Annotated in this window: 21 protein-coding genes, 1 tRNA gene and 1 pseudogene; 9 read left to right on the top strand and 14 right to left on the bottom strand. The window is 60.4% G+C overall.

Annotated features, from left to right (window positions below; translation table 11 throughout):
* Positions 1-20: 20 nt before the first annotated feature.
* The 3 genes from trmFO to NKJ32_RS07010 form a co-directional block, all read right to left on the bottom strand.
* On the bottom strand, positions 21-1,430 hold the full coding sequence (gene trmFO, locus NKJ32_RS07020; protein ID WP_352568848.1) for a methylenetetrahydrofolate--tRNA-(uracil(54)-C(5))-methyltransferase (FADH(2)-oxidizing) TrmFO: 1,410 nt from the start codon (positions 1,428-1,430) through the stop codon (positions 21-23).
* A 374-nt stretch (positions 1,431-1,804) separates the two neighbouring features.
* Positions 1,805-1,945: a DUF1127 domain-containing protein gene (locus NKJ32_RS07015; protein ID WP_023678914.1), complete on the bottom strand. Its 141-nt coding sequence runs from the start codon at positions 1,943-1,945 to the stop codon at positions 1,805-1,807.
* A 48-nt stretch (positions 1,946-1,993) separates the two neighbouring features.
* Entirely contained in the window at positions 1,994-2,134 is a 141-nt protein-coding gene (locus NKJ32_RS07010) for a DUF1127 domain-containing protein (protein ID WP_023678913.1), read from the bottom strand.
* A gap of 222 nt (positions 2,135-2,356) precedes the next feature.
* Here NKJ32_RS07010 and NKJ32_RS07005 point away from each other — a divergent pair, with 222 nt between their 5' ends.
* Together NKJ32_RS07005 and NKJ32_RS07000 are read left to right on the top strand one after the other, a co-directional pair.
* Positions 2,357-3,475: a DUF2157 domain-containing protein gene (locus tag NKJ32_RS07005; protein WP_352568847.1), complete on the top strand. Its 1,119-nt coding sequence runs from the start codon at positions 2,357-2,359 to the stop codon at positions 3,473-3,475.
* Complete coding sequence (locus NKJ32_RS07000; protein ID WP_352587907.1) at positions 3,472-4,056, top strand: GDYXXLXY domain-containing protein; 585 nt, start codon at positions 3,472-3,474, stop codon at positions 4,054-4,056. The genes NKJ32_RS07005 and NKJ32_RS07000 overlap by 4 nt, the downstream gene beginning before the upstream one ends.
* A 91-nt stretch (positions 4,057-4,147) precedes the next feature.
* Here NKJ32_RS07000 and NKJ32_RS06995 read toward each other — a convergent pair.
* Positions 4,148-4,232: transfer RNA gene (locus tag NKJ32_RS06995), tRNA-Leu, on the bottom strand.
* A 343-nt stretch (positions 4,233-4,575) separates the two neighbouring features.
* On the opposite strand from NKJ32_RS06995, the gene tig reads away from it, so the two are divergent.
* The 5 genes from tig (at position 4,576) to NKJ32_RS06970 (ending at position 9,507) form a co-directional block, all read left to right on the top strand.
* Entirely contained in the window at positions 4,576-6,051 is a 1,476-nt protein-coding gene (gene tig, locus NKJ32_RS06990; RefSeq protein ID WP_023678910.1) for a trigger factor, read from the top strand.
* Between the two features lie 160 nt (positions 6,052-6,211).
* Entirely contained in the window at positions 6,212-6,733 is a 522-nt protein-coding gene (locus NKJ32_RS06985; RefSeq protein WP_023678909.1) for a hypothetical protein, read from the top strand.
* A gap of 212 nt (positions 6,734-6,945) precedes the next feature.
* The gene (locus NKJ32_RS06980; protein ID WP_502894605.1) at positions 6,946-7,299 is read left to right on the top strand and encodes a c-type cytochrome; all 354 of its coding nucleotides are present in this window, start codon (positions 6,946-6,948) and stop codon (positions 7,297-7,299) included.
* Positions 7,300-7,445: 146 nt separating this feature from the next.
* The gene (locus tag NKJ32_RS06975; RefSeq protein ID WP_023678907.1) at positions 7,446-8,378 is read left to right on the top strand and encodes a heme o synthase; all 933 of its coding nucleotides are present in this window, start codon (positions 7,446-7,448) and stop codon (positions 8,376-8,378) included.
* 316 nt (positions 8,379-8,694) lie between these two features.
* Positions 8,695-9,507 carry a DUF2189 domain-containing protein gene (locus NKJ32_RS06970; protein ID WP_023678906.1) on the top strand — a complete coding sequence of 271 codons (813 nt, stop codon included), beginning with the start codon at positions 8,695-8,697 and terminating at the stop codon, positions 9,505-9,507.
* A 66-nt stretch (positions 9,508-9,573) separates the two neighbouring features.
* Here NKJ32_RS06970 and NKJ32_RS06965 read toward each other — a convergent pair whose 3' ends face one another.
* The 10 genes and pseudogenes from NKJ32_RS06965 to NKJ32_RS06920 form a co-directional block, all read right to left on the bottom strand.
* Complete coding sequence (locus NKJ32_RS06965; RefSeq protein WP_023678905.1) at positions 9,574-10,047, bottom strand: aminoacyl-tRNA deacylase; 474 nt, start codon at positions 10,045-10,047, stop codon at positions 9,574-9,576.
* A gap of 144 nt (positions 10,048-10,191) precedes the next feature.
* Positions 10,192-10,596: a cytochrome C oxidase subunit IV family protein gene (locus NKJ32_RS06960; protein ID WP_023678904.1), complete on the bottom strand. Its 405-nt coding sequence runs from the start codon at positions 10,594-10,596 to the stop codon at positions 10,192-10,194.
* A gap of 10 nt (positions 10,597-10,606) precedes the next feature.
* Positions 10,607-11,329: a heme-copper oxidase subunit III family protein gene (locus NKJ32_RS06955; protein ID WP_023678903.1), complete on the bottom strand. Its 723-nt coding sequence runs from the start codon at positions 11,327-11,329 to the stop codon at positions 10,607-10,609.
* A 13-nt stretch (positions 11,330-11,342) separates the two neighbouring features.
* A complete protein-coding gene (locus NKJ32_RS06950) occupies positions 11,343-12,047 on the bottom strand; it encodes a cytochrome c oxidase subunit 3 (RefSeq protein ID WP_352568844.1) in 705 nt (234 codons plus the stop codon).
* Positions 12,044-13,813 carry a cytochrome c oxidase subunit I gene (gene ctaD, locus NKJ32_RS06945; protein ID WP_023678901.1) on the bottom strand — a complete coding sequence of 590 codons (1,770 nt, stop codon included), beginning with the start codon at positions 13,811-13,813 and terminating at the stop codon, positions 12,044-12,046. The genes NKJ32_RS06950 and ctaD overlap by 4 nt, the downstream gene beginning before the upstream one ends.
* A gap of 91 nt (positions 13,814-13,904) precedes the next feature.
* Entirely contained in the window at positions 13,905-14,720 is an 816-nt protein-coding gene (coxB, locus tag NKJ32_RS06940) for a cytochrome c oxidase subunit II (RefSeq protein WP_254818347.1), read from the bottom strand.
* Between the two features lie 168 nt (positions 14,721-14,888).
* A pseudogene (locus NKJ32_RS06935) lies at positions 14,889-15,045 on the bottom strand (efflux RND transporter permease subunit); the annotation flags it as partial.
* A gap of 42 nt (positions 15,046-15,087) precedes the next feature.
* Positions 15,088-16,434 (bottom strand): PQQ-dependent sugar dehydrogenase, encoded by a 1,347-nt coding sequence (locus NKJ32_RS06930; RefSeq protein WP_352451368.1) that lies wholly within the window; start codon positions 16,432-16,434, stop codon positions 15,088-15,090.
* Positions 16,434-16,883, bottom strand: coding sequence for a DUF2231 domain-containing protein (locus tag NKJ32_RS06925; RefSeq protein WP_352827166.1), 450 nt, complete (start codon positions 16,881-16,883; stop codon positions 16,434-16,436). Before NKJ32_RS06925 ends, NKJ32_RS06930 begins: the two co-directional genes overlap by 1 nt.
* Positions 16,884-17,014: 131 nt before the next feature.
* Positions 17,015-17,371 carry an SPW repeat protein gene (locus NKJ32_RS06920; RefSeq protein WP_352451366.1) on the bottom strand — a complete coding sequence of 119 codons (357 nt, stop codon included), beginning with the start codon at positions 17,369-17,371 and terminating at the stop codon, positions 17,015-17,017.
* Between the two features lie 493 nt (positions 17,372-17,864).
* On the opposite strand from NKJ32_RS06920, the gene NKJ32_RS06915 reads away from it, so the two are divergent.
* A complete protein-coding gene (locus NKJ32_RS06915) occupies positions 17,865-18,959 on the top strand; it encodes a glycosyltransferase family 4 protein (RefSeq protein ID WP_352451365.1) in 1,095 nt (364 codons plus the stop codon).
* Between the two features lie 237 nt (positions 18,960-19,196).
* Positions 19,197-20,063, top strand: coding sequence for a class I SAM-dependent methyltransferase (locus NKJ32_RS06910; protein ID WP_023678894.1), 867 nt, complete (start codon positions 19,197-19,199; stop codon positions 20,061-20,063).
* Positions 20,064-20,349 lie beyond the last annotated feature (286 nt).

Here is a 20,349-nt window from a genome sequence, read left to right as displayed (position 1 = left end):
CCGCGTAGCCAACCTGATCGTTATTCCGCAGCTTCGGCCTGGGAAGGCAGCCCCAGCCATTCGCGGCAGTCGGCGAGCGCGCGCGATGTCACGGCGTGCCGCTTGGCAACCGTCTTGTCCTTGCCGCGCAGCCGCTTGCCCTCGATCTTTGGCGCGTCCACGGGCGGGAACAGACCGAAATTGACGTTCATCGGCTGGAAGGAGCGCTTTCCCGGCTCGTCGTCGGAGACAATATGGCCGCCGGTGATGTGGTTGAGCAAGGCGCCGAAGGCGGTGGTCAAGGGCGGCAGCGACGGCGCGTGGCCAAGCCTTTCGGCGGCGGCAAAGCGCCCGGCAAGCAGACCGATGGCGGCGCTCTCGACGTAGCCCTCGCAGCCGGTGATCTGGCCGGCAAAGCGCAGGCCGGGTCGCGACTTCAACTGCAGCGACGCGTCGAGCAGCGTCGGCGAATTGATGTAGGTGTTGCGGTGCAGGCCGCCTAGGCGGGCAAATTCGGCGTTTTCCAGCCCGGGGATGGTGCGGAATATGCGCACCTGCTCGGCGTGCTTCAGCTTGGTCTGGAAGCCGACCATATTGTAGAGCGTACCCAGCGCATTGTCCTGGCGGAGCTGGACGACGGCATACGCCTTTACAGACGGATTATGCGCATTGGTCAGTCCCATCGGCTTCATCGGCCCGTAGCGCAATGTCTCGACGCCGCGCTCGGCCATCACCTCGATCGGCAGGCAGCCGTCGAAATAGGGCGTGCCTTCCCATTGCTTGAATTCGGTTTTCTGGCCGTCGACCAGCGCCTGCACGAAGGCAAGGTACTGCTCCTTGTCCATCGGGCAGTTGATGTAATCCTTGCCGGTGCCGCCGGGGCCGACCTTGTCGTAGCGCGACTGGAACCAGCAGATATCCATGTCGATCGTGTCGAAATGGACGATCGGCGCGATGGCATCGAAGAAGGCGAGTGCGTCGGCGCCGGTTGCTTCCGCAATCGATTGGGCGAGCGAAGGCGCGGTCAGCGGGCCGGTGGCAACGATCGCCTGGTCCCAATCCGCCGGCGGCAGGCCCGGCATTTCCTCGCGCCGAATGGTGATGAGCGGGTGGGCTTCGAGCTTTCTGGTCACCGCTTCGGAAAACCCGTCGCGGTCGACGGCCAGCGCACCGCCGGCCGGCACCTGGTGAGCATCGCCGGCGCTCATGATCAGCGAACCAGCCAGCCGCATTTCGGCGTGCAGCAGGCCGACGGCATTGGTTTGCGCATCGTCGGAGCGGAAGGAATTGGAACAGACGAGCTCGGCCAGCCCGTCGGTCTTGTGCGCATCGGTGCCGCGGACGGGACGCATTTCATGCAGGACAACGGGAACGCCGGCTTCGGCCGCCTGCCAGGCGGCTTCGGAGCCGGCAAGTCCGCCGCCGATAACGTGAATGGGGTTCTTGTCCATGAGCGCCGAAATAGTCGCTTGGCGCAAGGATTGCAATTGCCACGCGGGAGAATGGCTGACGGGGGAAGCCGCCCCAAAACAACAACACCCGCCGGGGGAGGAGGTCCGGCGGGTGTCGTTTTGTTGGTCGATCCTCGGGAGGAGGTGAAGATCGACCGTATTCGTCATCGCCGGGGAGGAGGTCGGCTTTGACGAAATTCTTTTCGCCATTTGAAAGGGCGCGAAACCCTTTTTAGAAACAACCTGGAAACAGCGCCCGCCGAGGGAGGAGGTCCGGCGGGCGCCGTTTTTGTGGTCAACCCTCGGGAGGAGGTGAAGGCTGACCGTATCCGTCAGGGTCGGGGAGGAGGTCGACCCTGGCGAAATTCTTGTGGTTAGATCGCCCTGCGAGCGACCATCTTGATCTCGTCGCGGACGATGCCGAGATCGTTGAGCTGGCGATTCGACAGGCGACCCAGCTCGGTAACCGTCTCGCGGTAGACGCGCCAGTTACGATAGTTGCGGATCAGGTTCATTGTCGTTCTCTTTTCAAAACTGGTTCGGACCATTTGCGGCCCGAAGGATTAGACCGCCTTGCGGGCGACGTAGTGAATGTCGCTGCGGCTGATGCCGAGGTCGGTCAGTTCACGGGTGCTCAGGCGGTTCAGCTCGGACACGGTGTCCCTATAGCGGCGCCAGTTGCGATAGTTGCGGATCAGGTTCATGGTAGTCTCGTTTCGTCTTTCTTTCGGATCATTCCGTCTTTGTGTGCACCGTGAAAATAGGTGGGGTCATATCGATTTAAAAGCGCTATTGGTGCATGGCAGCAATGCAAATTGTGCAATGCAGCATTAACGCGCGTCCGGCTTTCCGCCCAGATCGGAAAATGCCGTTAGGTCAAACGCTTGGCCGGACGAGCTAAAAGGACCAAGCAAAGGGGGAGGGGCATGGCGAGCTATTCGTCACGGGTCAGGTCGGATATCGCACGATGGCAACAGGCCGGCCTGATCGACGCGCCGACAGCCGATGCGCTGACGCGCGACGTCGAGGCAAACGAACGCAAATCGCTGAGTTTCGGCTCGATCCTGGCGATGATGGCGGCGCTGCTGTTCGGCGCGGCTATCCTGATCTTTATCGCCGCCAACTGGGAAGTCATCCCGCGGCTGGTGCGGGTCGCGGCACTTTTTGCCGTTATCCTTGCCGGCTATGTCGGCGGCGCGGTGCTGAAGATGCGCGACCATGCGGCGATCGGCGAGGCGCTGTGGATCGTCGCGGCAGCAGCGTTCGGCGGATCGATCGCGCTGATCGGCCAGATGTATCATTTGTCGGGCGACGAGGCCTCGGCCTTGATCACCTGGGGCGCCGGCACGGCGCTGGCGGCGGTGGCGCTGCGCTCAAACCCGCTGACCGTCGCTGCTGTCGGCATCGCCGATGCCTGGCTGTTCCTGAGAGGGTTCGACTACTTCCGGCGCACGGAATTTCCGCATCTCTTCGTGGTCATGGCGCTAATTCTGTTCGCCGTTTCGTTCTGGACGCGCAGCCAGGCGGCGCGCCACCTGATCATCCTGTCGGTGCTTTTCTACCTCGTGCTGTTGGCCATGGAATACGACACGCTGCAAGTCGCCATCCCGCTCGTTGCCGCGTCGGTGCTGCTTTTTACCGCTGCGATCTTTGCTGCCGGGCCGGTCGAGAGGGTTTTGCAACTCGGCGGCAGGTTGCCCTTGCACGCGCTGATCGGCTTTCTCACCGGCCTGGCGATGATCCAATTCGAACTGGCGGATGAAAGCAGCTACAATAGCGGCTTCGCCATTGCCTCGGCTGTTGCGCTGGCCGGCATCGTCGCGGCGATCGTGCTGGGCGGCCGCGAGAGCCGGGGACTGCGCTGGGTTGCCTATGCGGGCTTCGCCTTCGAACTCGCCATCATCTATGTGGTGATGCTGCAATCAATGCTCGACACGGCAGGCTTCTTCCTTGCGGCGGCGGTGCTTCTCGCCGTTCTTGCTTTCATTATCATCCGCATAGAAAAGCGCATGAACGCCTCGAACATGACAGGAGCGGCGGCATGATGACCGGCAAAAGACTGATCATCTCGGCGCTGGTCCTGGCGCTCGTCCAGATCGGCTTTCTGAGCTGGATCATCGCCGGACGCGCGGCGATCCTGCGCGATGGCAAGCAGGTCCTGCTCAGGGTCGAGCCGATCGATCCGCGCGATCTCTTGCGCGGTGACTACATTCTGCTCGGCTACGATATTTCGCGCATACCGGTGAAGCTGATCGGCAACATTCCGGCCGGCAAGCTTTCCAGCGAGGAAACGTCGATCGTGGTCAGGCTGAAGCAGGGCGCCGACGGCTATTGGGGGCCGACCGCGGCTTGGTTCGGGCAAGCGCCGGCGCCGGCAGCATCCGATGAAGCCGATATCGTCGGACACGTCTCCGAGGGCTGGAATATCAGCCAGGGAGCAACGACGATCGCGCCGGATTACGGCATCGAGCGCTTCTATCTGCCGGAAGGCGAGGGGATGGCGATCCAGAACGACATGCGGGTGCGGCCGTTCGGCATCCGGGTGGCGATTGCGGCGAACGGCACGGCGCAGATCAAGGCGCTGGTGGATGGCGACAAGACACTGTTCGAGGAGCCGCTTTACTAGATCGCGCTACGGCCTTGGCAATGATCCTCCTTCGCCAAGGCTTCGGAGGAGCTTCGAGTGGCCTGCCACCTGCAGCTCGAAGAGCGAAGGGTGGTGCGGATGAAGGGACTCGAACCCCCACGCCTTTCGGCACTGGAACCTAAATCCAGGGCGTCTACCAATTCCGCCACATCCGCATTGCCCGGCCAATCCCATGTAGCCATCATTCTGTCAATGTCAGAGCCCACATCGGCATCATTGGCCGGAATGCAAAGATGGTTGAAAATCGGCCGCGCCTGTGACAAAAGGCGTGTCGAATGTGACGGGACGCGACGATCCGCTTCTGCAGAATGTGATAAGAAGTAGGAAAAACAAAGACTTATTCACATTTTGGAGCGTATTTCTGGAGGATTTGTGCCGCGTTGAGCGGACAGATCGCCAAGTCCCGCACCAAAAGCCATTCCCGGCAAGATCATACCGGCAGGCTGTAAACGGCAGGGGCCGTTTGACGGCCTCATTGGTGGAAACAAAGGTTTTATGATGCAGGTCACCGAAACGCTCAACTCCGGTCTCAAGCGCGAGATCAAGATCACCGTGCCGGCCGGTGACATGGAAGCCAAGCTGATGGCGCGGCTCTCCGACGCCAGGAACAAGGTCCGCATCAACGGCTTCCGCCCCGGCAAGGTGCCGGTGCAGCATCTGCGCAAGGTCTACGGCAAATCATTCATGGCCGAAGTGGTCAACGAGATTCTCAATGATTCGACCCGTTCGATCATCACCGGGCGCGGCGAAAAGGCCGCCATGCAGCCTGAAGTGATCATGACCGAGGACGAGAAGGAAGCCGAGAAGATCCTGGCAGGCGGTGCCGATTTCGAGTTCCGCCTGAACTATGAGGTCATTCCGCCGATCGAGATCAAGGATTTCTCCGACATCAAGGTGACGCGCCAGGTGTTCGACGTGCCGGATGAAGAGATCGACGAGCAGGTCAAGCGTGTCGCTGAATCCGCCCGCACTTACGAGCCGAAGACCGGCAAGGCCGCCGAGGGCGATCGCGTGACCATCGATTATGTCGGCAAGATCGACGGCGAAGCCTTCGGCGGCGGCGCCGGCACCGATCAGCCGCTGGTGCTCGGCTCGAAGGAATTCATCCCCGGCTTCGAGGACCAGCTGGTCGGCAGCAAGGCCGGCGACGAGAAGCAGGTCACGGTTACCTTCCCGGAAAACTACCAGGCGGCGCATCTGGCCGGCAAGGAAGCCACTTTTGACGTGACGATCAAGGAAGTGTCGAAGCCCGGTGCGCTTGAGATCAACGACGAGATGGCCAAAAATCTCGGCCTTGAATCGCTGGAGCGCCTGCGCGAGGTGGTGCGCGGTCAGATCGAGAACCAGTTCGGCTCGATAACGCGCCAGAAAGTCAAGCGGCAGTTGCTCGACCAGCTCGACGCTGCTTACTCGTTCGAGGCGCCGTCCAAGCTCGTCGAGGCCGAGTTCAACAACATCTGGAACCAGGTCAACCGCGACCTCGAAGCTGCTGGGCGCACCTTTGCCGACGAAGAGACGACGGAAGAAGAAGCGCGTGCCGAATACATGCGGCTTGCCGAGCGCCGCGTGCGTCTCGGCCTGGTTCTCGCCGAAATCGGCGAGAAGGCCGGCGTCACCGTGACGGACGAGGAATTGCAGCGCGGCCTGTTCGAGCAGGTGCGTCGCTATCCGGCCAACCAGCAGCAGGAAGCGTTCGAATTCTATCGCAATAATCCCGAAGCGCTGAACACGTTGCGCGCGCCGATGTTCGAAGAGAAGGTGGTTGACCATCTGCTCGGCCAGATTTCGGTCACCGATGTCAAGGTCAGCAAGGAAGAGCTGCTGGCCGACGACGAGGATACGGAGACAACCAAGGCCAAGCCGGCGAAGAAGGCGGCTGCGAAAAAAGCGGACACCAAGAAGGCCGACGACGACGCTGAAGAGCCGAAGAAAAAGGCCGCGCCGAAGAAGAAGGCCGCCAAGGACGCTGAATAACGTCCCTGCTGAATTCCGAAAGGCCGCCTTCTCGAGGCGGCCTTTTTCGTTGTGGCGCAGACGCAACGGATTTCACGCATCTGGCGGTCGAGGTAGCGATATGAAGCTTTGATGATTATCTGCGCTGGGTTGCTGACCGCAGCGGTTGTTGGAGGCATCGTTGAGACAGTTCTTCGGTATCGGAAGCGTGGCGGCGGCGTTCCTGCTTGCGTCGGTCTGCGGCATTGCCCAGGCTGATACGGTTCTCGACAACTGGCGGTTCGACAAGAGCAGCGATGGCCTTGTCACCGCCTCGCTTTACGCGACCAACAAGCTCATCACCGGTGGCGGCGCATTGAGCTACAGCCCGGTTTTGACGATCGCCTGCCGGACAGCCGGCGAACCGCGTTGGAGCGAATGGCTGCAACTGAGCGACACCGTTTCCGCCAGCCGAACCATCGCCATGTCGGTGACTGTCGGCCAATCCGGCAAGCTCAACGAAAGCTGGTCGGTCGGCCCGCGCAGCAGAATGCTGGTCCGCGACGGTGCCGACGGCATCAGGCGACTGATTTCCGCGGACCGGCTGCTGCTGTCCTGGCGGTTCGGGCTGCTGTCGGGGCGCGGCAAAGCCGAGTTTGACCTCACCGGAGTTGAAGAGGCGATCGGCCGGATCGCCGCCAGCTGCAACACCAAATTGCCTTGAGCAGATTGTCCGCATTAAACCTTTGCATGGCCGAACTCTACCTGCCGGCCGGGTTCTGTGGTATGTAGGTGCCGCAACCCCAGGCATTGGATATCCGTTCTGCCATTCAAGAGCGCATGCCAGCGGACTAAATGTCGGCCTGTGCAGGTCAGCCAGGGCAAATTGGCGATCAGGGAGGAAATGCCATGCGTGCCATTGTGTTTTTCATCATCATGTCCGTCGCCACCGTCATTGCCGGCCCCTCGCGGGCACAGGATGCCGCGGCGGGTGAGAAGGTCTTCGCCAAATGCAAGGTCTGCCATATCGCGGACAAGGATCAGAACAAGATCGGTCCGTCCTTGAACGGCGTCATCGGCCGAACGGCCGGCACGCATCCAGGGTTCAGCTATTCCAAGGCTATGACCGAGGCCGGAAAATCCGGCGTTAAATGGGACGAAGCCACGCTGACGACCTACCTTCGCGATCCCAAGGCGATGGTCAAAGGAACCAAGATGGCGTTTGTCGGCCTCAAGAAAGACGAGGACATCGCCAACGTCATTGCTTATCTGAAGCAATTCTCCAAATAGCCCGGCTCTTCCGCCGGGTCTTGGCATAGCAAACAGGTCGAGGCATAGCCTCGGCCGCAATCTGCCGGCAGTGTCGGTGGGAGGGCGGCTCGTTGCAAAAAAGACATTGGCCGGCTAGGCTGCCATTCCCATCGGTGGTCGTCTGAATGTCGACTGAAGAAAGCCGTCTCAAGGATACCGGCATCCGCCTCTCGGAGGCGACGGCGGGTGATTTCTTTGCGCTTTTGAAGCCACGCGTCATGGCGCTTGCCGTGTTTACTGCCTTCGTCGGCCTGATGATGGCGCCCGGCGTGATGAATCCAGTTATCGCCGTAATTGCCATCGGCGCAATCGCGGTTGGAGCGGGAGCCGCCGGCGCGCTCAATATGTGGTACGACGCAGACATAGACGCCTTGATGTCTCGCACGTCCAAGCGACCAATTCCGTCCGGTCGCGTCACGCCTGGCGAAGCTCTCAGCTTCGGTCTGGTGCTTTCCGCACTGTCGGTCATGACGCTCGGCGTGCTGGTGGGGTGGCTCGCCGCATCGTTGTTGGCGTTCACCATCTTTTTCTATGTTGTTATCTACACGATGTGGCTGAAGCGCTCGACGCCACAGAATATCGTCATAGGCGGCGCGGCAGGCGCCCTTCCTCCGGTGATCGGGTGGGCTGCTGCAACCGGCGCAATCGGCATTGAAAGTCTCATCCTGTTTCTGATCATTTTCCTCTGGACGCCGCCTCATTTCTGGGCGCTGGCCCTTTTCAAGGTCGGTGACTATGCCGCGGCGGGGGTCCCGATGATGCCGAATGTGGCCGGCCAGCACTCGACCAGAAAACAAATCTTCGCCTATTCGCTGCTCTTGGCGCCAATCGGCGTGCTTCCTTGGGGCTTCGGCTTCGCGAGCGGATATTACGGCACTGTTTCAGCCGCGTTGGGTGCAGGTTTCATTTGGCAGGCCTGGAAGGTTCTCGTCGCCGACAAGGAGATGAAGCCGGCAAAGGCACTGTTTGCGTATTCGATTGTCTATCTTTTCGCAATATTTGCGGCGTTGCTTGCCGACACCATTGTAATGCGAGTGATCGCTTCAGCCGACTATTGACCCCGGCTCAAAACATCACGTTGGCAGAGCACAAAATCCCAGCAACAGCAGAATAATGACGCCAAGGCCGAGTATGAGAACTGTCCTTCCGTCCATGACCTTCACCTTCGACTAGAAGAGCATATCGAAGAACGGCGTCCGTAGCTAGTCAGGCTACCCGGGAGCTCCTACTCCCGGGCCTTCCTACAAAGCGCGACAAGTCCCCCGCATGAGAGTATATTGATCATGGTGCAGGTCGCGGTTTGCGTGGGCCAATCATGCAGAACGGCAGCACCGTAAAACGCGACCTTACCGGACCTGGTCTGGAGGAATGGTCATGGCAAGCTTTCACGTGATAGCAGGCGCCAGCGAGACGCTGGAACACACCAGAATTCGAAAAATCGGTGTCTCCGATCTTTTTGATGCGCTCAGGCGTGGCGTCGATGATTTCATGGTCAAACCGTCGCACATCGTTTTTCTCTGCCTGATCTATCCGATTGCGGGAGTCGTGCTTGCTGTCTGGACATCAGGTAACAACACGCTGCCATTGCTGTTTCCGCTTGTATCCGGCTTTGCACTGATTGGTCCGTTCGCGGCGATCGGCCTCTATGAGATCAGCCGGCGACGGGAAGCCGGGCTCGACGCCTCGTGGAGGCACGCCTTTGAAGTCAGGAGTTCTCCGGCACTGCCGGCTATTGCAGCGGTCGGCGTCATGCTGCTTGCGATCTTTATCGCCTGGCTTTTGACGGCCCAGATATTCTACCAGACCCTGTTCGGCCCGGCGCCGCCGCAATCGCTGTCCAGCTTCATCAGTGAAATATTCGCCACGGGACGCGGCTGGACGCTCATCATCCTGGGTCACGCCATCGGCTTCGTGTTCGCCGCGGTTGTGTTGTGCACCACGGTCGTCGCATTCCCGTTGTTGCTCGACCGCGATGTCGGCGCCTACGAAGCCATCCACACCTCGGTGCGCGTTGTCCTGGCCAACCCGATCGTGATGGCCGTGTGGGGCCTTATCGTCGCCGTCGCCCTGATCGTCGGCTCGCTGCCAGTGTTCGCCGGGTTGGCAGTCGTGCTGCCGATCCTTGGTCATGCGACCTGGCATGTCTATCGGAAAGTTGTGGAATCGCCGCCGGCCACCAGACCGTGAGCTGAAAAAAACCTGCCCTGCGCGCACCGGTGAAAGTGCCGGTGCGGGCAGGGTGGGGCAGAGCTTTCAATAGGCCGGGTGGCTGAAACGGGCCTGGCGCGCGTCCTTTGTCAGGTCGCGGAAATCCTTGCCGCTCACATGCACCAGCGTCCTATGGTCACCGCCCTCGAAATAGACTTCGGGAGCGTCGCCGAGGCTTTCATCGAGGACCACTGGCACATCATAGGCAGCGCCGATCGGCGGCACAGCGCCGACATCGCAATCGCCGAACAACGAGACCACCTCGTCTTCGGAGGCAAGTCCAAGAGGCTTGTCCATGACATCCTGCAATGTCGCGAGTTCTATCCTGTGCGTGCTTGGAACCACGGCGAGCGCGTAGCCACGGTCGTGGTGAACGACCACCGATTTGGCCATTATGCTGCCAGGCACATGTGCCGCAATGGCGGATTGTCTGCTTGTCGCCGTGCGGTGATGCTCGACGGTGTCGTAGGAAATTCCTTTTCTGTCGATGAAGTCCTTCAGTCTGTTTGCGATGGTCATCTTGGGCGCCCCTTGCTGGTGTTCGCGACGCATGTGGAAACGCCGGCATTGCCTGTCGTTTCCGATACCAACAGAAATGGACCAGCCGTGGATTGTTTCAAGGCGAAGGCTCCAGGACCGGACCGCCTGGATCCGGATTGCATGTCAGGGCCCGGCCCCGAAAAACGCCATTCGGGTGAGAAGCGTGTAGTCCGCTTCGAAGACCATCATCGTCACGAACACCAGCACCAGCACCGGCGGCAGGATGATTGCATATGTCAGCGCCAGCCGTTCCCAGGCCATGTGCATGAAGATGGCGACGATCAGCCCTGCCTTGAGGATCATGAAGATCAGGATCAGCGACCATCTGAGATAGCCGTGGAGACCGAAATAGTCGACCAGATAGGAGCAGGTGCTGAGGATGAACAACCAGGCCCAGACCACCAGATAGAGCTTGATCGGGTGCTCTTGATGAACCTCCGCCGGGGTAAACCCGGTCGTCGTCGCATCATGGGTACGGGCGCTGTCCAGCGCATGCTGTCCCAGGCCGTTTGCGGTTGCTTCAGCCATGTCCTGCCTCTCACCAAAGATAGAAAAATGCGAAAATGAACACCCAGACCAGGTCGACGAAATGCCAGTAAAGCCCCATGATTTCGACGTTCTCGTAGCGGCCCCTCCGGCTGGTGAAGAAGCCGGGCCGTCCGACGTCGTAGTCTCCGCGCCAGACCTTTCGCGCCACGATGATCAGGAAGATCACCCCGATCGTCACGTGCGTGCCGTGAAAGCCGGTAATCATGAAAAAGGATGCGCCGAACTGGGCAGCGCCCCAGGGATTGCCCCAAGGCCGCACGCCCTCGGTGATCAGCTTGGTCCATTCGAAGGCCTGCATGCCGACGAAGGTCGCGCCGAGTGCTGCGGTCAAGAGCATCAGCACTGCCGTCTTGCGGCGGTCGCGGCGGTAGCCGAAATTGACCGCCATGGCCATCGTTCCGCTGCTCGAGATCAGCACGAAGGTCATGATGGCGATAAGGATCAGTGGAATGTCGGAGCCGCCGATGCGCAGGGCGAAGACCTCGCTCGGATTGGGCCACGGCACGCGTGTTGAGATACGCGCGGTCATGTAGGAGAGCAGGAAGCAGCCGAAGATGAACGTGTCGCTGAGCAGGAAGATCCACATCATGGCCTTGCCCCAGGACACGTTTTTGAACGCCCGCTGATCCGAGGACCAGTCGGCGGCGATGCCTTGCCAGCCTGCGGGCCGCGGCTCTGTTCGGCCGATGTGGGCCAGTGTCGTCTCTGCCATCCGCCCGTTCCTCCTAGGTCAGCAACCCTCGGCAAATGTCGATTAAAGTCGAAGCCCAGCCGGCCAGAAGCGCAAAGATGGCGAGCCAGACGAAAAGCAGGAAATGCCAGTACATGGCGCACAGCTCGACACTGAGGCGAAGCCGCTGCGGCTGCGCTCCGTTCCAGGCGCCGACGCTCGTTCTGCCCAGCCCGACCAGTCCTCCCAGTATATGCAGGCCATGCATTCCCGTTAGCAGGTAGAAGAAGCTGTTGGCCGGATTGGATGCCAGAAAATAGCCGTCCGCACTCAGTTCCCGCCATGCCACAAGCTGTCCAATCAGGAAGACGAGCGCCGTGAGTCCAGCGGTGGCGAGGCCAAGCCTGACCATGTCCACTTGACCCTTGCGCGCCGCGAGCGAAGCGCAGTGTATCGCAATGCTGCTCAAGACCAGTACGCCGGTGTTAAGCCAGAGCAGGGGCGGGATGGGCAGCGGCCGCCAATCCGACAGCGCCATGCGCATGAAATAAGCACTGGTGAACAGCGCGAACAGGCAGCCGACGACGGCAAGGAAGACGCCGAGACCGATCTTTGCGGTCGGCAGCGCCGATCGGTCCAGAGCGACAAAATCCCCGATCATACCTTGCTCGAGCCACGGCTTCGTCATTAGCCGCTGATGGGAAAGCCACCACCCGGCAATACCGGCGATCACGAGCAGGAAGACCAGGATTACGCTCATGCCGGCTCCCTGGAGGGCGCGAAGGAGCCCGGAACGTTTTGCGGTATGAAGTCCTCCTTGGCTCCCGGTACGCTGTAGTCATAGGCCCAGCGATAGACGATCGGCAGATCCTTGCCGAAATTGCCGTGGGCGGGCGGTGTTTCGGGCGTCTGCCACTCGAGCGTCGTTGCCCGCCACGGATTGCCGCCAGCCTCACGGCCATGGCGGATGCTCCAGATGAGATTGAACAGAAACACAATCTGAGCAAAACCGACTATAAAAGCCATGATGCTGATAAACGAGTTCAGGTGGTGGGCCGATTCCGTCATGATCGTCATGTCGGTCAATTCGTTGTACCGCCGCGGCACGCCCATCAAGCCGAGATAGTGCATGGGAAAGAAGATCAGATAGGCGCCGAGGAAGGTGACCCAGAAATGGAACCGGCCCAGTGTCTCGTTCAGCATCCGGCCGGTGACCTTCGGATACCAGTGATAGATCGCGCCGAAGATTACGATGATCGGGGCAACCCCCATGACCATATGGAAATGGGCGACGACGAACATCGTGTCCGACAGCGGAACGTCGACGACGACATTGCCAAGAAATAGCCCAGTCAACCCGCCATTGACGAAGGTGACGATGAAGGCCAAGGCAAAAAGCATCGGGATGGTGAGGTGGATGTCGCCGCGCCACAGCGTCAGCACCCAATTGTAGACCTTGATGGCTGTTGGGACGGCGATGATCAATGTCGTTGTGGCGAAGAAAAAGCCGAAATAGGGATGCATGCCACTGACATACATGTGGTGCGCCCAGACCACGAAGCTCAGCGCGCCGATGCCGACGATGGCCCAGACCATCATGCGGTAGCCGAAGATGTTCTTGCGCGCGTGGGTGCTGATCAGGTCGGATACGATGCCGAAGGCCGGAAGCGCCACGATGTAGACCTCCGGATGGCCGAAGAACCAGAACAGATGCTGGAACAGGATCGGGCTGCCGCCGCCGTGCTGCAACTGTTCGCCCATCTCGACGATCGCCGGCATGAAGAAGCTGGTGCCGAGCGCCCGGTCGAGCAGCATCATCACGCAGGCGACGAACAGCGCCGGGAAGGCGAGCAGCGCCATGATGGTGGCGGTGAAAATACCCCAGACAGTAAGCGGAAGGCGCATCAGCGTCATGCCGCGCGTGCGCCCCTGCAGCACCGTCACGACATAGTTCAAGCCGCCCATGGTAAAGCCGACGATGAACAGGATCAGCGAGACAAGCATCAGGATGATGCCCCAGTCCTGGCCGCCTGGCGTACCGGTCATGATCGCCTGCGGCGGATAGAGCGTCCAGCCGGCACCCGTCGGTCCGCCGGGCGCAAAGAAGCTCGACACCAGGACCAGCACGGCGAGCAGATAGATCCAGTAGCTCAGCATGTTGACATAGGGAAAGACCATGTCGCGAGCACCAACCATCAACGGGATCAGATAGTTGCCGAAGCCGCCCAGGAAGAGTGCCGTGAGCAGGTAGATCACCATGATCATGCCGTGCATGGTGATGAACTGGTAGTAGGCTTCCGGGGTGATGAAGTCGAATGTGCCGGGGAAGCCGAGTTGCAGCCGCATCAGCCAGGATAGCACCAGCGCGACCATGCCGATCGCTGTCGCCGTCGCCGAATACTGGATGGCGATGACCTTGGCGTCCTGCGAGAAAACGTATTTCGTCCACCAGCTGTGCGGATGGTAGAGTTCCATTTCCGCGACTTCGGCCGGCGGTACCGCATCTGCAGGTGTGATATCGACCATAGGAACACCTCCGTGCCCTTTTCGGCCAGCCCGACAGTTCGGGCTTGCCACACTAATTTCAATCCCGACGGCGCGCCGTCGTTCCGGTTTCCTACTCTGCCGAGCCCATCTGCTGGGGGGCGGACAGCTGCGCAAAAGTCTGCTGCTGGCCAAGCCACGCCAGATAGTCTTCCTGAGTATCGACCATGACCACGCCATGCATCATCGGATGTCCCTGGCCGCAGAGTTCGGCACACAGGACCTGGAAGGTTCCGGTCTTGGTCGGAGTGAACCAGAAATAGGTGACCGAGCCCGGGATCATGTCCATCTTGGCGCGGAATTCCGGCACGTAGAAATCGTGCAGCACATCGATCGAGCGGAGCAGCATCTTGACCGGTTTGCCTACCGGGAGGTGCAGGTCGGCCGCTTCCACTACGACATCGTCCTGGCCGTTGGCATCGGTGGCGATGACGCCGAGTGGATTTTCAGCGTTGACGTCGCGAGTGTCGGATGTGCCGAGCTTGCCGTCCTTGCCGGGGAGGCGGAAACTCCATTGCCACTGCTGGCCGACGACTTCGACCTCGGTTGCGTCACTTGGAACGTTAACGAACCGGCTCCAGACGAACAGGCCTGGAACGAGCAAAGCGGTGACCCCAACCGCGGTGACGACCGTCAGCCAGGATTCGAGCCGCCTGTTCTCAGGTTCATATGCCGCCTGATTGCCTTCCCGATGACGGAAGCGGAAGACGCAATAGGCCATGAAAAGAACCACGGCGGCGAAGACGACACCGGTGATCCAGAAAGTTATGATGATGGTGTTGTCGATATAGTCCCAGTTCGAGGCAATCGGCGTCCACCACCATGGGCTCAGGAAGTGGAACAACACCGAGCCCACGACTATCAGAACGAGTACAAGCGCAACGGCCATGTCCCGGTTCCTCCCGGTATTCCAAGCGGCGCAAGCCGTCCCCGGGAAATACCAAGTGCATCATAACTTGATTTGCGATGAAAATTCTAGAGCCGGCTGTGGGAAGGGCAAAAATACCATTTCGGCGCTGGCGGTCCTTCGGTTCGGCGATGATCAGCGGCAGCGCGTGGCAAACATCGTCAGCGTCGAGTAACCGGCAAGGGCGGGCACGCCGAATGTGCCCGGCAGAGTCACCGGAACGGCGATCGTCGGGGATCGTCGCGCGCAGGTTCTGCAGGAACAGCAGCATGACGAAGAACGTCAGCACGATTGCTTCGAGCAGTGTCCGTTCACCTGCTCGACGCTCGACGAAGAGAGTGGAGCCAGTTTATTGGCCGGCAGATGTCACCCGCCAAACTGTGTTGCCGACGTCGTCGGCGATGAGCAGGGCCCCGGTTTTGTCGACAGCCAGGCCGACAGGCCGGCCGCGCGCCTTGTTGTCCTTGTCCAGGAAGTCAGTCACCACGTCGGTAGCGACGCCGCTCGGACGGCCGCCGCTGAATGGTACGAACACTACCTTGTAACCATTAAAACGCGTGCGGTTCCAGCTGCCATGCTCGCCAACGAAGGCGCCGCCGCGATATGCCTCGGGAAGGCTGGTTGCCGTATAGAAGGCCAGTCCCAGAGGGGCGACGTGGGAACTCAGTGCATAATCCGGAACGATCGCTTTTGCGACCAGGTCCGGACGTTGGGGCATGACGCGGGGATCGAGATGCTGGCCGTAATAGCTGTATGGCCATCCGTAGAAGCCGCCATCCTTTACCGAGGTCAGATAATCCGGCACGAGATTGGGGCCGAGCTCGTCGCGCTCATTGATCACTGCCCAGAGCGCCCCGGTCTGCGGCTCCCAGCTCAGGCCGTTTGGATTGCGCAAACCGCTGGCGAAAATGCGCGACCGGCCGGTGGCCCTGTCTACCTGCCAGATGGCGGCGCGGTTCTTCTCCGCCTCGATGCCGTTTTCGGCGACGTTGCTGTTCGAGCCGATGCCGACATAGAGCAGCGAGCCGTCGGGGCTTGCCACCAGGCTCTTCGTCCAATGGTGGTCGATCGGGCCGCCGGGCAGGGCGGTTAGCGGCGTCCCGGGCGCGGTGATCTTTGTGTCACCGGTGTTGTAGGGATAGCGGACGATGGATTCGGTATTGGCGACGTAGAGATCGCTTCCCACCAGCGCCACGCCAAAGGGGGAGCTCAGGTGGTCGAGGAATACGCTGGTCAGCTCCGGCTTGCCATCGCCATCGGTGTCGCGCAGCAGCGTAATGCGGTTGCTTGGGCCGCTGTCGCCGCCCGAGGTAACCCAGGATTCGATCCAGCCCATCACCAAATCCTTGGGCCGTTTGATCGGTTCGCCACCCGGCGCCTTGGACTCGACCACCAGGACGTCGCCATTGGGCAGCACGTAAAGCGACCGCGGATGCTGCAAGCCGTGGGCATAAGCCTGGATCTGCAGCCCCTGCGCGACGGTCGGCTTTTCGTCGTTCTTCCATCCGACCACGGAAGCGAGGTGCATGGGCGGGAAGAAATATTGGATCGGCTCCGGCAGGTTTGGATTCGGCCCTATCTGACTGCTGGGATCCGGGTCGTTGCCGCTGCACGCTGCAAGAGTGATCGCCGCAGTGCAAACGAGGACGGACACCGCGATGCGCCTGGTCTGACCGATGGAGCTTGCTATGCGCATCAATCCGCCACTCCGACGTGATGCCGGTACACCATGGACCAGCCCAGCCAACCAGTGAAGATGAGGATGAGCACGACAACCGCCGAGAGGATCAAGCCGGTAGGAACGATGGAGGTCCATGCATCGCGGGAGTGCACGAGCATGTTGATGATGGATAACGCCAGCGCCAGAAGATTGCCGAGCACGTGCGGCCAGGCGGGGGGCTGTGCCCTTATCAGCGGATTGGTCAGGAAATCGATCAGCCCCGCGATCGCTGCTAGGCAGCCCATGATCACGCCGACGGTAACCAGCCAAGCGGAGAAGTCAGCCCACATCATCTCCGCTGTTCGCCAATAGGCTAGATCCGTCAGCAGGGTGCCGACGAAGCAGGCGATCGGAAATGGCACGAGCATCGGATGAATAGGATGTCCCGCAATCCTGGCCGTCGAACGCGGATTGTCACCGACCATAATGCGCCATCCTTCCTATTCTCGTCCAAACAAACGCCGCCTGCCCGGCCTCCGGCGGCTGTTGCCGAGAGACCGGCAGACGACCGATAGATCCGTCAGGCCCAAAAAAGGGCGCTGGCTGGCTGCGCCTGTTAGGCGGCGGACTGGGTCGGCGGGTTCTGATACATCATCCAGAGCTCGATCGCCGCCAGCACGGCGACCAGAATGCCGATCACGACATGCACGGTCATCGCCGTGGTCGCCTGGAATCCAAGCACCCAGGGCGATGCGAGAACCCACAGTCCGACGACCAGGTTCACCCACTCTTCCCACACGGCAAATGCTGCGAGGGCGGCAACCGAAAGCACGACAATCAAGATTCCGCTGCCGAGGGCGTTCTGCGTCTGCGGGCCTGCCGCAAAGGTGAAGATCCAGGGGGAGAAGAACAGAATTGCCCCAAGGATCAGGTTGGCTACGTCACAGAGCCTGGCGTTTGTCCACTGGTTCATGGCATCCTCCATAGGGAGCGTTTATGGCTCCCGAGTTCGGCAAGGTGGTGCCTGAGTTCGGCGAGATGCGCCCGAAGCCGCTCACTCCGTGTCACGGTAGTGCCCTGCCCGGCTGGAATTCCGCATCTGGCGGTACTCCAGCCAAATCCGGCTATCTAACTGAATTCCGGGCTTTATGTTCCATTCGGCACCGGCACGCCTGGATCACTTGGTGGTGATCGAGCGATCCAAAGCTGCCTGTCAGGGGGCGGCGGGGCGGCGGCGCGTAGCTCATTCTGTCTTTTTATCGAGCCGGTGAAACATTTCTCATGGATCGCAGTTCTTGGATGCAGAGGAGTTGAATAAGGGCAACCTGATTGCACGGGAGGAGCACGGACGGCACAACTATAAATACGCTCTGCATAGAATACTTCGCAACTGGAAGCTCTCGCTTGTCTTGGTTGCCGCCGAAGCTTGTTTGAAAGACGGCGGTCGCCGCCGAAAAGATTTCTAAATGAAAATAGCCCAGATCGCACCGCTAACCGAATCCGTGCCGCCCCGAACCTACGGTGGAACGGAGCGAATTGTTTCGTATCTGACCGAAGAACTTGTCCGACAGGGCCACGAGGTGACGCTGTTCGCCAGCGCCGATTCTCGTACCTCAGCCGAGCTGGTGCGGTGTTGCGACGTCGCGCTGCGCCTGAACCCCAGGGTCCAGGACGGTGGTCCGCACCATGTTATGATGCTTGAACGGGTGCGCCGGCGAGCCGATGAATTCGACGTTTTACATTTCCACGTCGATGTCCTGCACTTCCCCATAATTCGGGATTTTGCCAGACGAACGGTTACCACGCTTCACGGCAGGCTCGACCTGCCCGATCTGGCGCAGCTTTATGCGATGTTCGACGACGTTCCCCTGGTCTCGATCTCCTTCGACCAGCGCCGGCCCATGCCGCCCGTCAATTGGGTTGGAACCGTGCATCACGGCCTGCCCCGCGATCTTCTGCCATTCCACCCGAACACCTCTGGCTATCTTGCGTTTCTCGGTCGCATCTCGCCGGAAAAGGGGCCGGAAGCGGCCATAGAAATAGCAGCGCGGGCCGGGTTTCCCCTGAAGATCGCCGCCAAGATCGACAAGGTGGACCAGTCGTTCTGGAAGGAAAGGGTCGAGCCGCAAGTGCTGCGGCATTCGAACGTGGAGTTCATTGGCGAGATCGATGAGCGGCAAAAGGCGGATTTTCTGGGCAATGCGATAGCGCTTTTGTTTCCGATCGACTGGCCGGAACCCTTCGGGCTCGTAACGATCGAAGCAATGGCCTGCGGTACGCCGGTGGTTGCGTTCCGGCGTGGCGCCGTCCCGGAGATCATCGATGACGGTGTGTCCGGATGGATCGTGGATACGGTGGAGGAAGCCGTGGGCGCGCTCCGGCGCATAGACAGCCTCGATCGCGCACGAGTGCGGCAGACGTTCGAGAAGCGGTTCACGGTCGAGCGCATGTGCAGCGATTATGTGGCACTCTACCGAGCACTCACGAGCGGCACGGCAGACGCAGTTGCCCCCACAAACGAGCTCTCCAGAAATATCGCGATGGTGGCTGTGCCGGGCTGAGGAACCGACTAATCCACATACAGACCACGACGGCGGAGTCCGGGAGCGCCTGCGGGGTCCTGTCGCCGGGCGCGGCGATCGCGCCAGAAGCCTTTGATCAGCAGCAAGCCTTCCCGGGGCTGATGCTTTCGCGAGCGGCGGCGCACTGCCGCCCGGTCCGGATTGACGCGCGCTACTTTCGCTGCAAAGGTGCTTTAACGACTTGTTTACCATGCGTCAGTCAGGGGTGGGGGGAATTTGGAACGCTTTCTGGGCGCGAACCGCCTTAATTGGGATGATCGGGCCGAACTGCACTCGACCGACACAACGGGCAGCTACCACATCGAGAATGTGCTGGCCGGCGGATCCAATCTCTATGAGCTGGAAACACGCGAGCTCGGCGATATCGCCGGCAAGGATATCGTCCACCTGCAGTGTCACATCGGTCTTGACACGATCAGCCTGAAGAATCTCGGCGCAGGCAGCGTGACCGGGCTCGACTTTTCACCGACAGCGATCGTGGCGGCGCGGGATTTTGCTGCGAAGGCAGGCACCGACGTGCGCTTCGTGGAAGCGCCACTGTTCGAGGCGGTGGAAGCGCTCGGCCGGACCTTTGACATCGCTTACGTTACTTGGGGCTCGGTAAACTGGCTGGACGACGTGTTCCGTTGGGCGCGGGTGGTTGCCGATCTTCTGCGACCCGGCGGCCGCCTCTACATGGCCGAGGGCCATCCATTGATGTTTCAGTGCGATCGAAAGGCCGCGGCCCTGGAATTGAAGCACGACTGGCGAACGCCGATAGCTCGGCCGCTCGCCTGGAACGAGGAACTGACCTACACCGGCGATGATCGCATCTTGAAGCATCCTCGCTATTATGAATGGATCCACCCGATCAGTGACGTGGTGAATGCGCTGATTTCAGCTGGTCTGACGCTCGATTTTCTCAATGAGCATGATACGGTTTCGTGGCAGCACTTTTCATTTGCCGTGCGCGCCGGCAAGGATATGTACGGCCTACCCGAGAACTCTCCCAAGATACCGATGGCCTATTCCATTGGCGCGACGAAGCGCAGCGTCGGCAAGATACCATACCTTGTGTCTCCCAAGGCGATTGAGGGGCACTAGTCCAAGGTCAACGCTCCAGAGTACTCGGGTCGGAGCGTCGAAATGTGCAATGGCGCTCGTGCGCCTCGATCTTCCGAGCAAGGCTGATCTAGCTGGCGTTTCATGTTGGTCCGCATCGTGCAGCCCGCCTTCAGCATCGCTGTCGGTATCGCAGCCGGCGTCAGCCGTCGGAAAATGAAATTTCTCAGGAGTATGAAGGTCAAATTAAACATTGAAAGCTAATGTTCCTCATCGGGTCGACCCCGAGAACCTGAAAATGGCACTTGAGGAATCGCCTATTGGCTTT

It is taken from the genome of Mesorhizobium sp. M0159, from assembly GCF_040322295.1.
GTDB lineage: Bacteria > Pseudomonadota > Alphaproteobacteria > Rhizobiales > Rhizobiaceae > Mesorhizobium.
This window is presented reverse-complemented; position numbering and strand designations above follow the sequence as displayed.

Bases quoted from the DNA above. Each gene is read 5' to 3' on its own strand.
- trmFO (WP_352568848.1), bottom strand. From the start codon at position 1,430: ATGGACAAGAACCCCATTCACGTTATCGGCGGCGGACTTGCCGGCTCC.
- NKJ32_RS07015 (WP_023678914.1), bottom strand. From the start codon at position 1,945: ATGAACCTGATCCGCAACTATCGTAACTGGCGCGTCTACCGCGAGACG.
- NKJ32_RS07010 (WP_023678913.1), bottom strand. From the start codon at position 2,134: ATGAACCTGATCCGCAACTATCGCAACTGGCGCCGCTATAGGGACACC.
- NKJ32_RS07005 (WP_352568847.1), top strand. From the start codon at position 2,357: ATGGCGAGCTATTCGTCACGGGTCAGGTCGGATATCGCACGATGGCAA.
- NKJ32_RS07000 (WP_352587907.1), top strand. From the start codon at position 3,472: ATGATGACCGGCAAAAGACTGATCATCTCGGCGCTGGTCCTGGCGCTC.
- tig (WP_023678910.1), top strand. From the start codon at position 4,576: ATGCAGGTCACCGAAACGCTCAACTCCGGTCTCAAGCGCGAGATCAAG.
- NKJ32_RS06980 (WP_502894605.1), top strand. From the start codon at position 6,946: ATGTCCGTCGCCACCGTCATTGCCGGCCCCTCGCGGGCACAGGATGCC.
- NKJ32_RS06975 (WP_023678907.1), top strand. From the start codon at position 7,446: ATGTCGACTGAAGAAAGCCGTCTCAAGGATACCGGCATCCGCCTCTCG.
- NKJ32_RS06970 (WP_023678906.1), top strand. From the start codon at position 8,695: ATGGCAAGCTTTCACGTGATAGCAGGCGCCAGCGAGACGCTGGAACAC.
- NKJ32_RS06965 (WP_023678905.1), bottom strand. From the start codon at position 10,047: ATGACCATCGCAAACAGACTGAAGGACTTCATCGACAGAAAAGGAATT.
- NKJ32_RS06960 (WP_023678904.1), bottom strand. From the start codon at position 10,596: ATGGCTGAAGCAACCGCAAACGGCCTGGGACAGCATGCGCTGGACAGC.
- NKJ32_RS06955 (WP_023678903.1), bottom strand. From the start codon at position 11,329: ATGGCAGAGACGACACTGGCCCACATCGGCCGAACAGAGCCGCGGCCC.
- NKJ32_RS06950 (WP_352568844.1), bottom strand. From the start codon at position 12,047: ATGAGCGTAATCCTGGTCTTCCTGCTCGTGATCGCCGGTATTGCCGGG.
- ctaD (WP_023678901.1), bottom strand. From the start codon at position 13,813: ATGGTCGATATCACACCTGCAGATGCGGTACCGCCGGCCGAAGTCGCG.
- coxB (WP_254818347.1), bottom strand. From the start codon at position 14,720: ATGGCCGTTGCGCTTGTACTCGTTCTGATAGTCGTGGGCTCGGTGTTG.
- NKJ32_RS06930 (WP_352451368.1), bottom strand. From the start codon at position 16,434: ATGCGCATAGCAAGCTCCATCGGTCAGACCAGGCGCATCGCGGTGTCC.
- NKJ32_RS06925 (WP_352827166.1), bottom strand. From the start codon at position 16,883: ATGGTCGGTGACAATCCGCGTTCGACGGCCAGGATTGCGGGACATCCT.
- NKJ32_RS06920 (WP_352451366.1), bottom strand. From the start codon at position 17,371: ATGAACCAGTGGACAAACGCCAGGCTCTGTGACGTAGCCAACCTGATC.
- NKJ32_RS06915 (WP_352451365.1), top strand. From the start codon at position 17,865: ATGAAAATAGCCCAGATCGCACCGCTAACCGAATCCGTGCCGCCCCGA.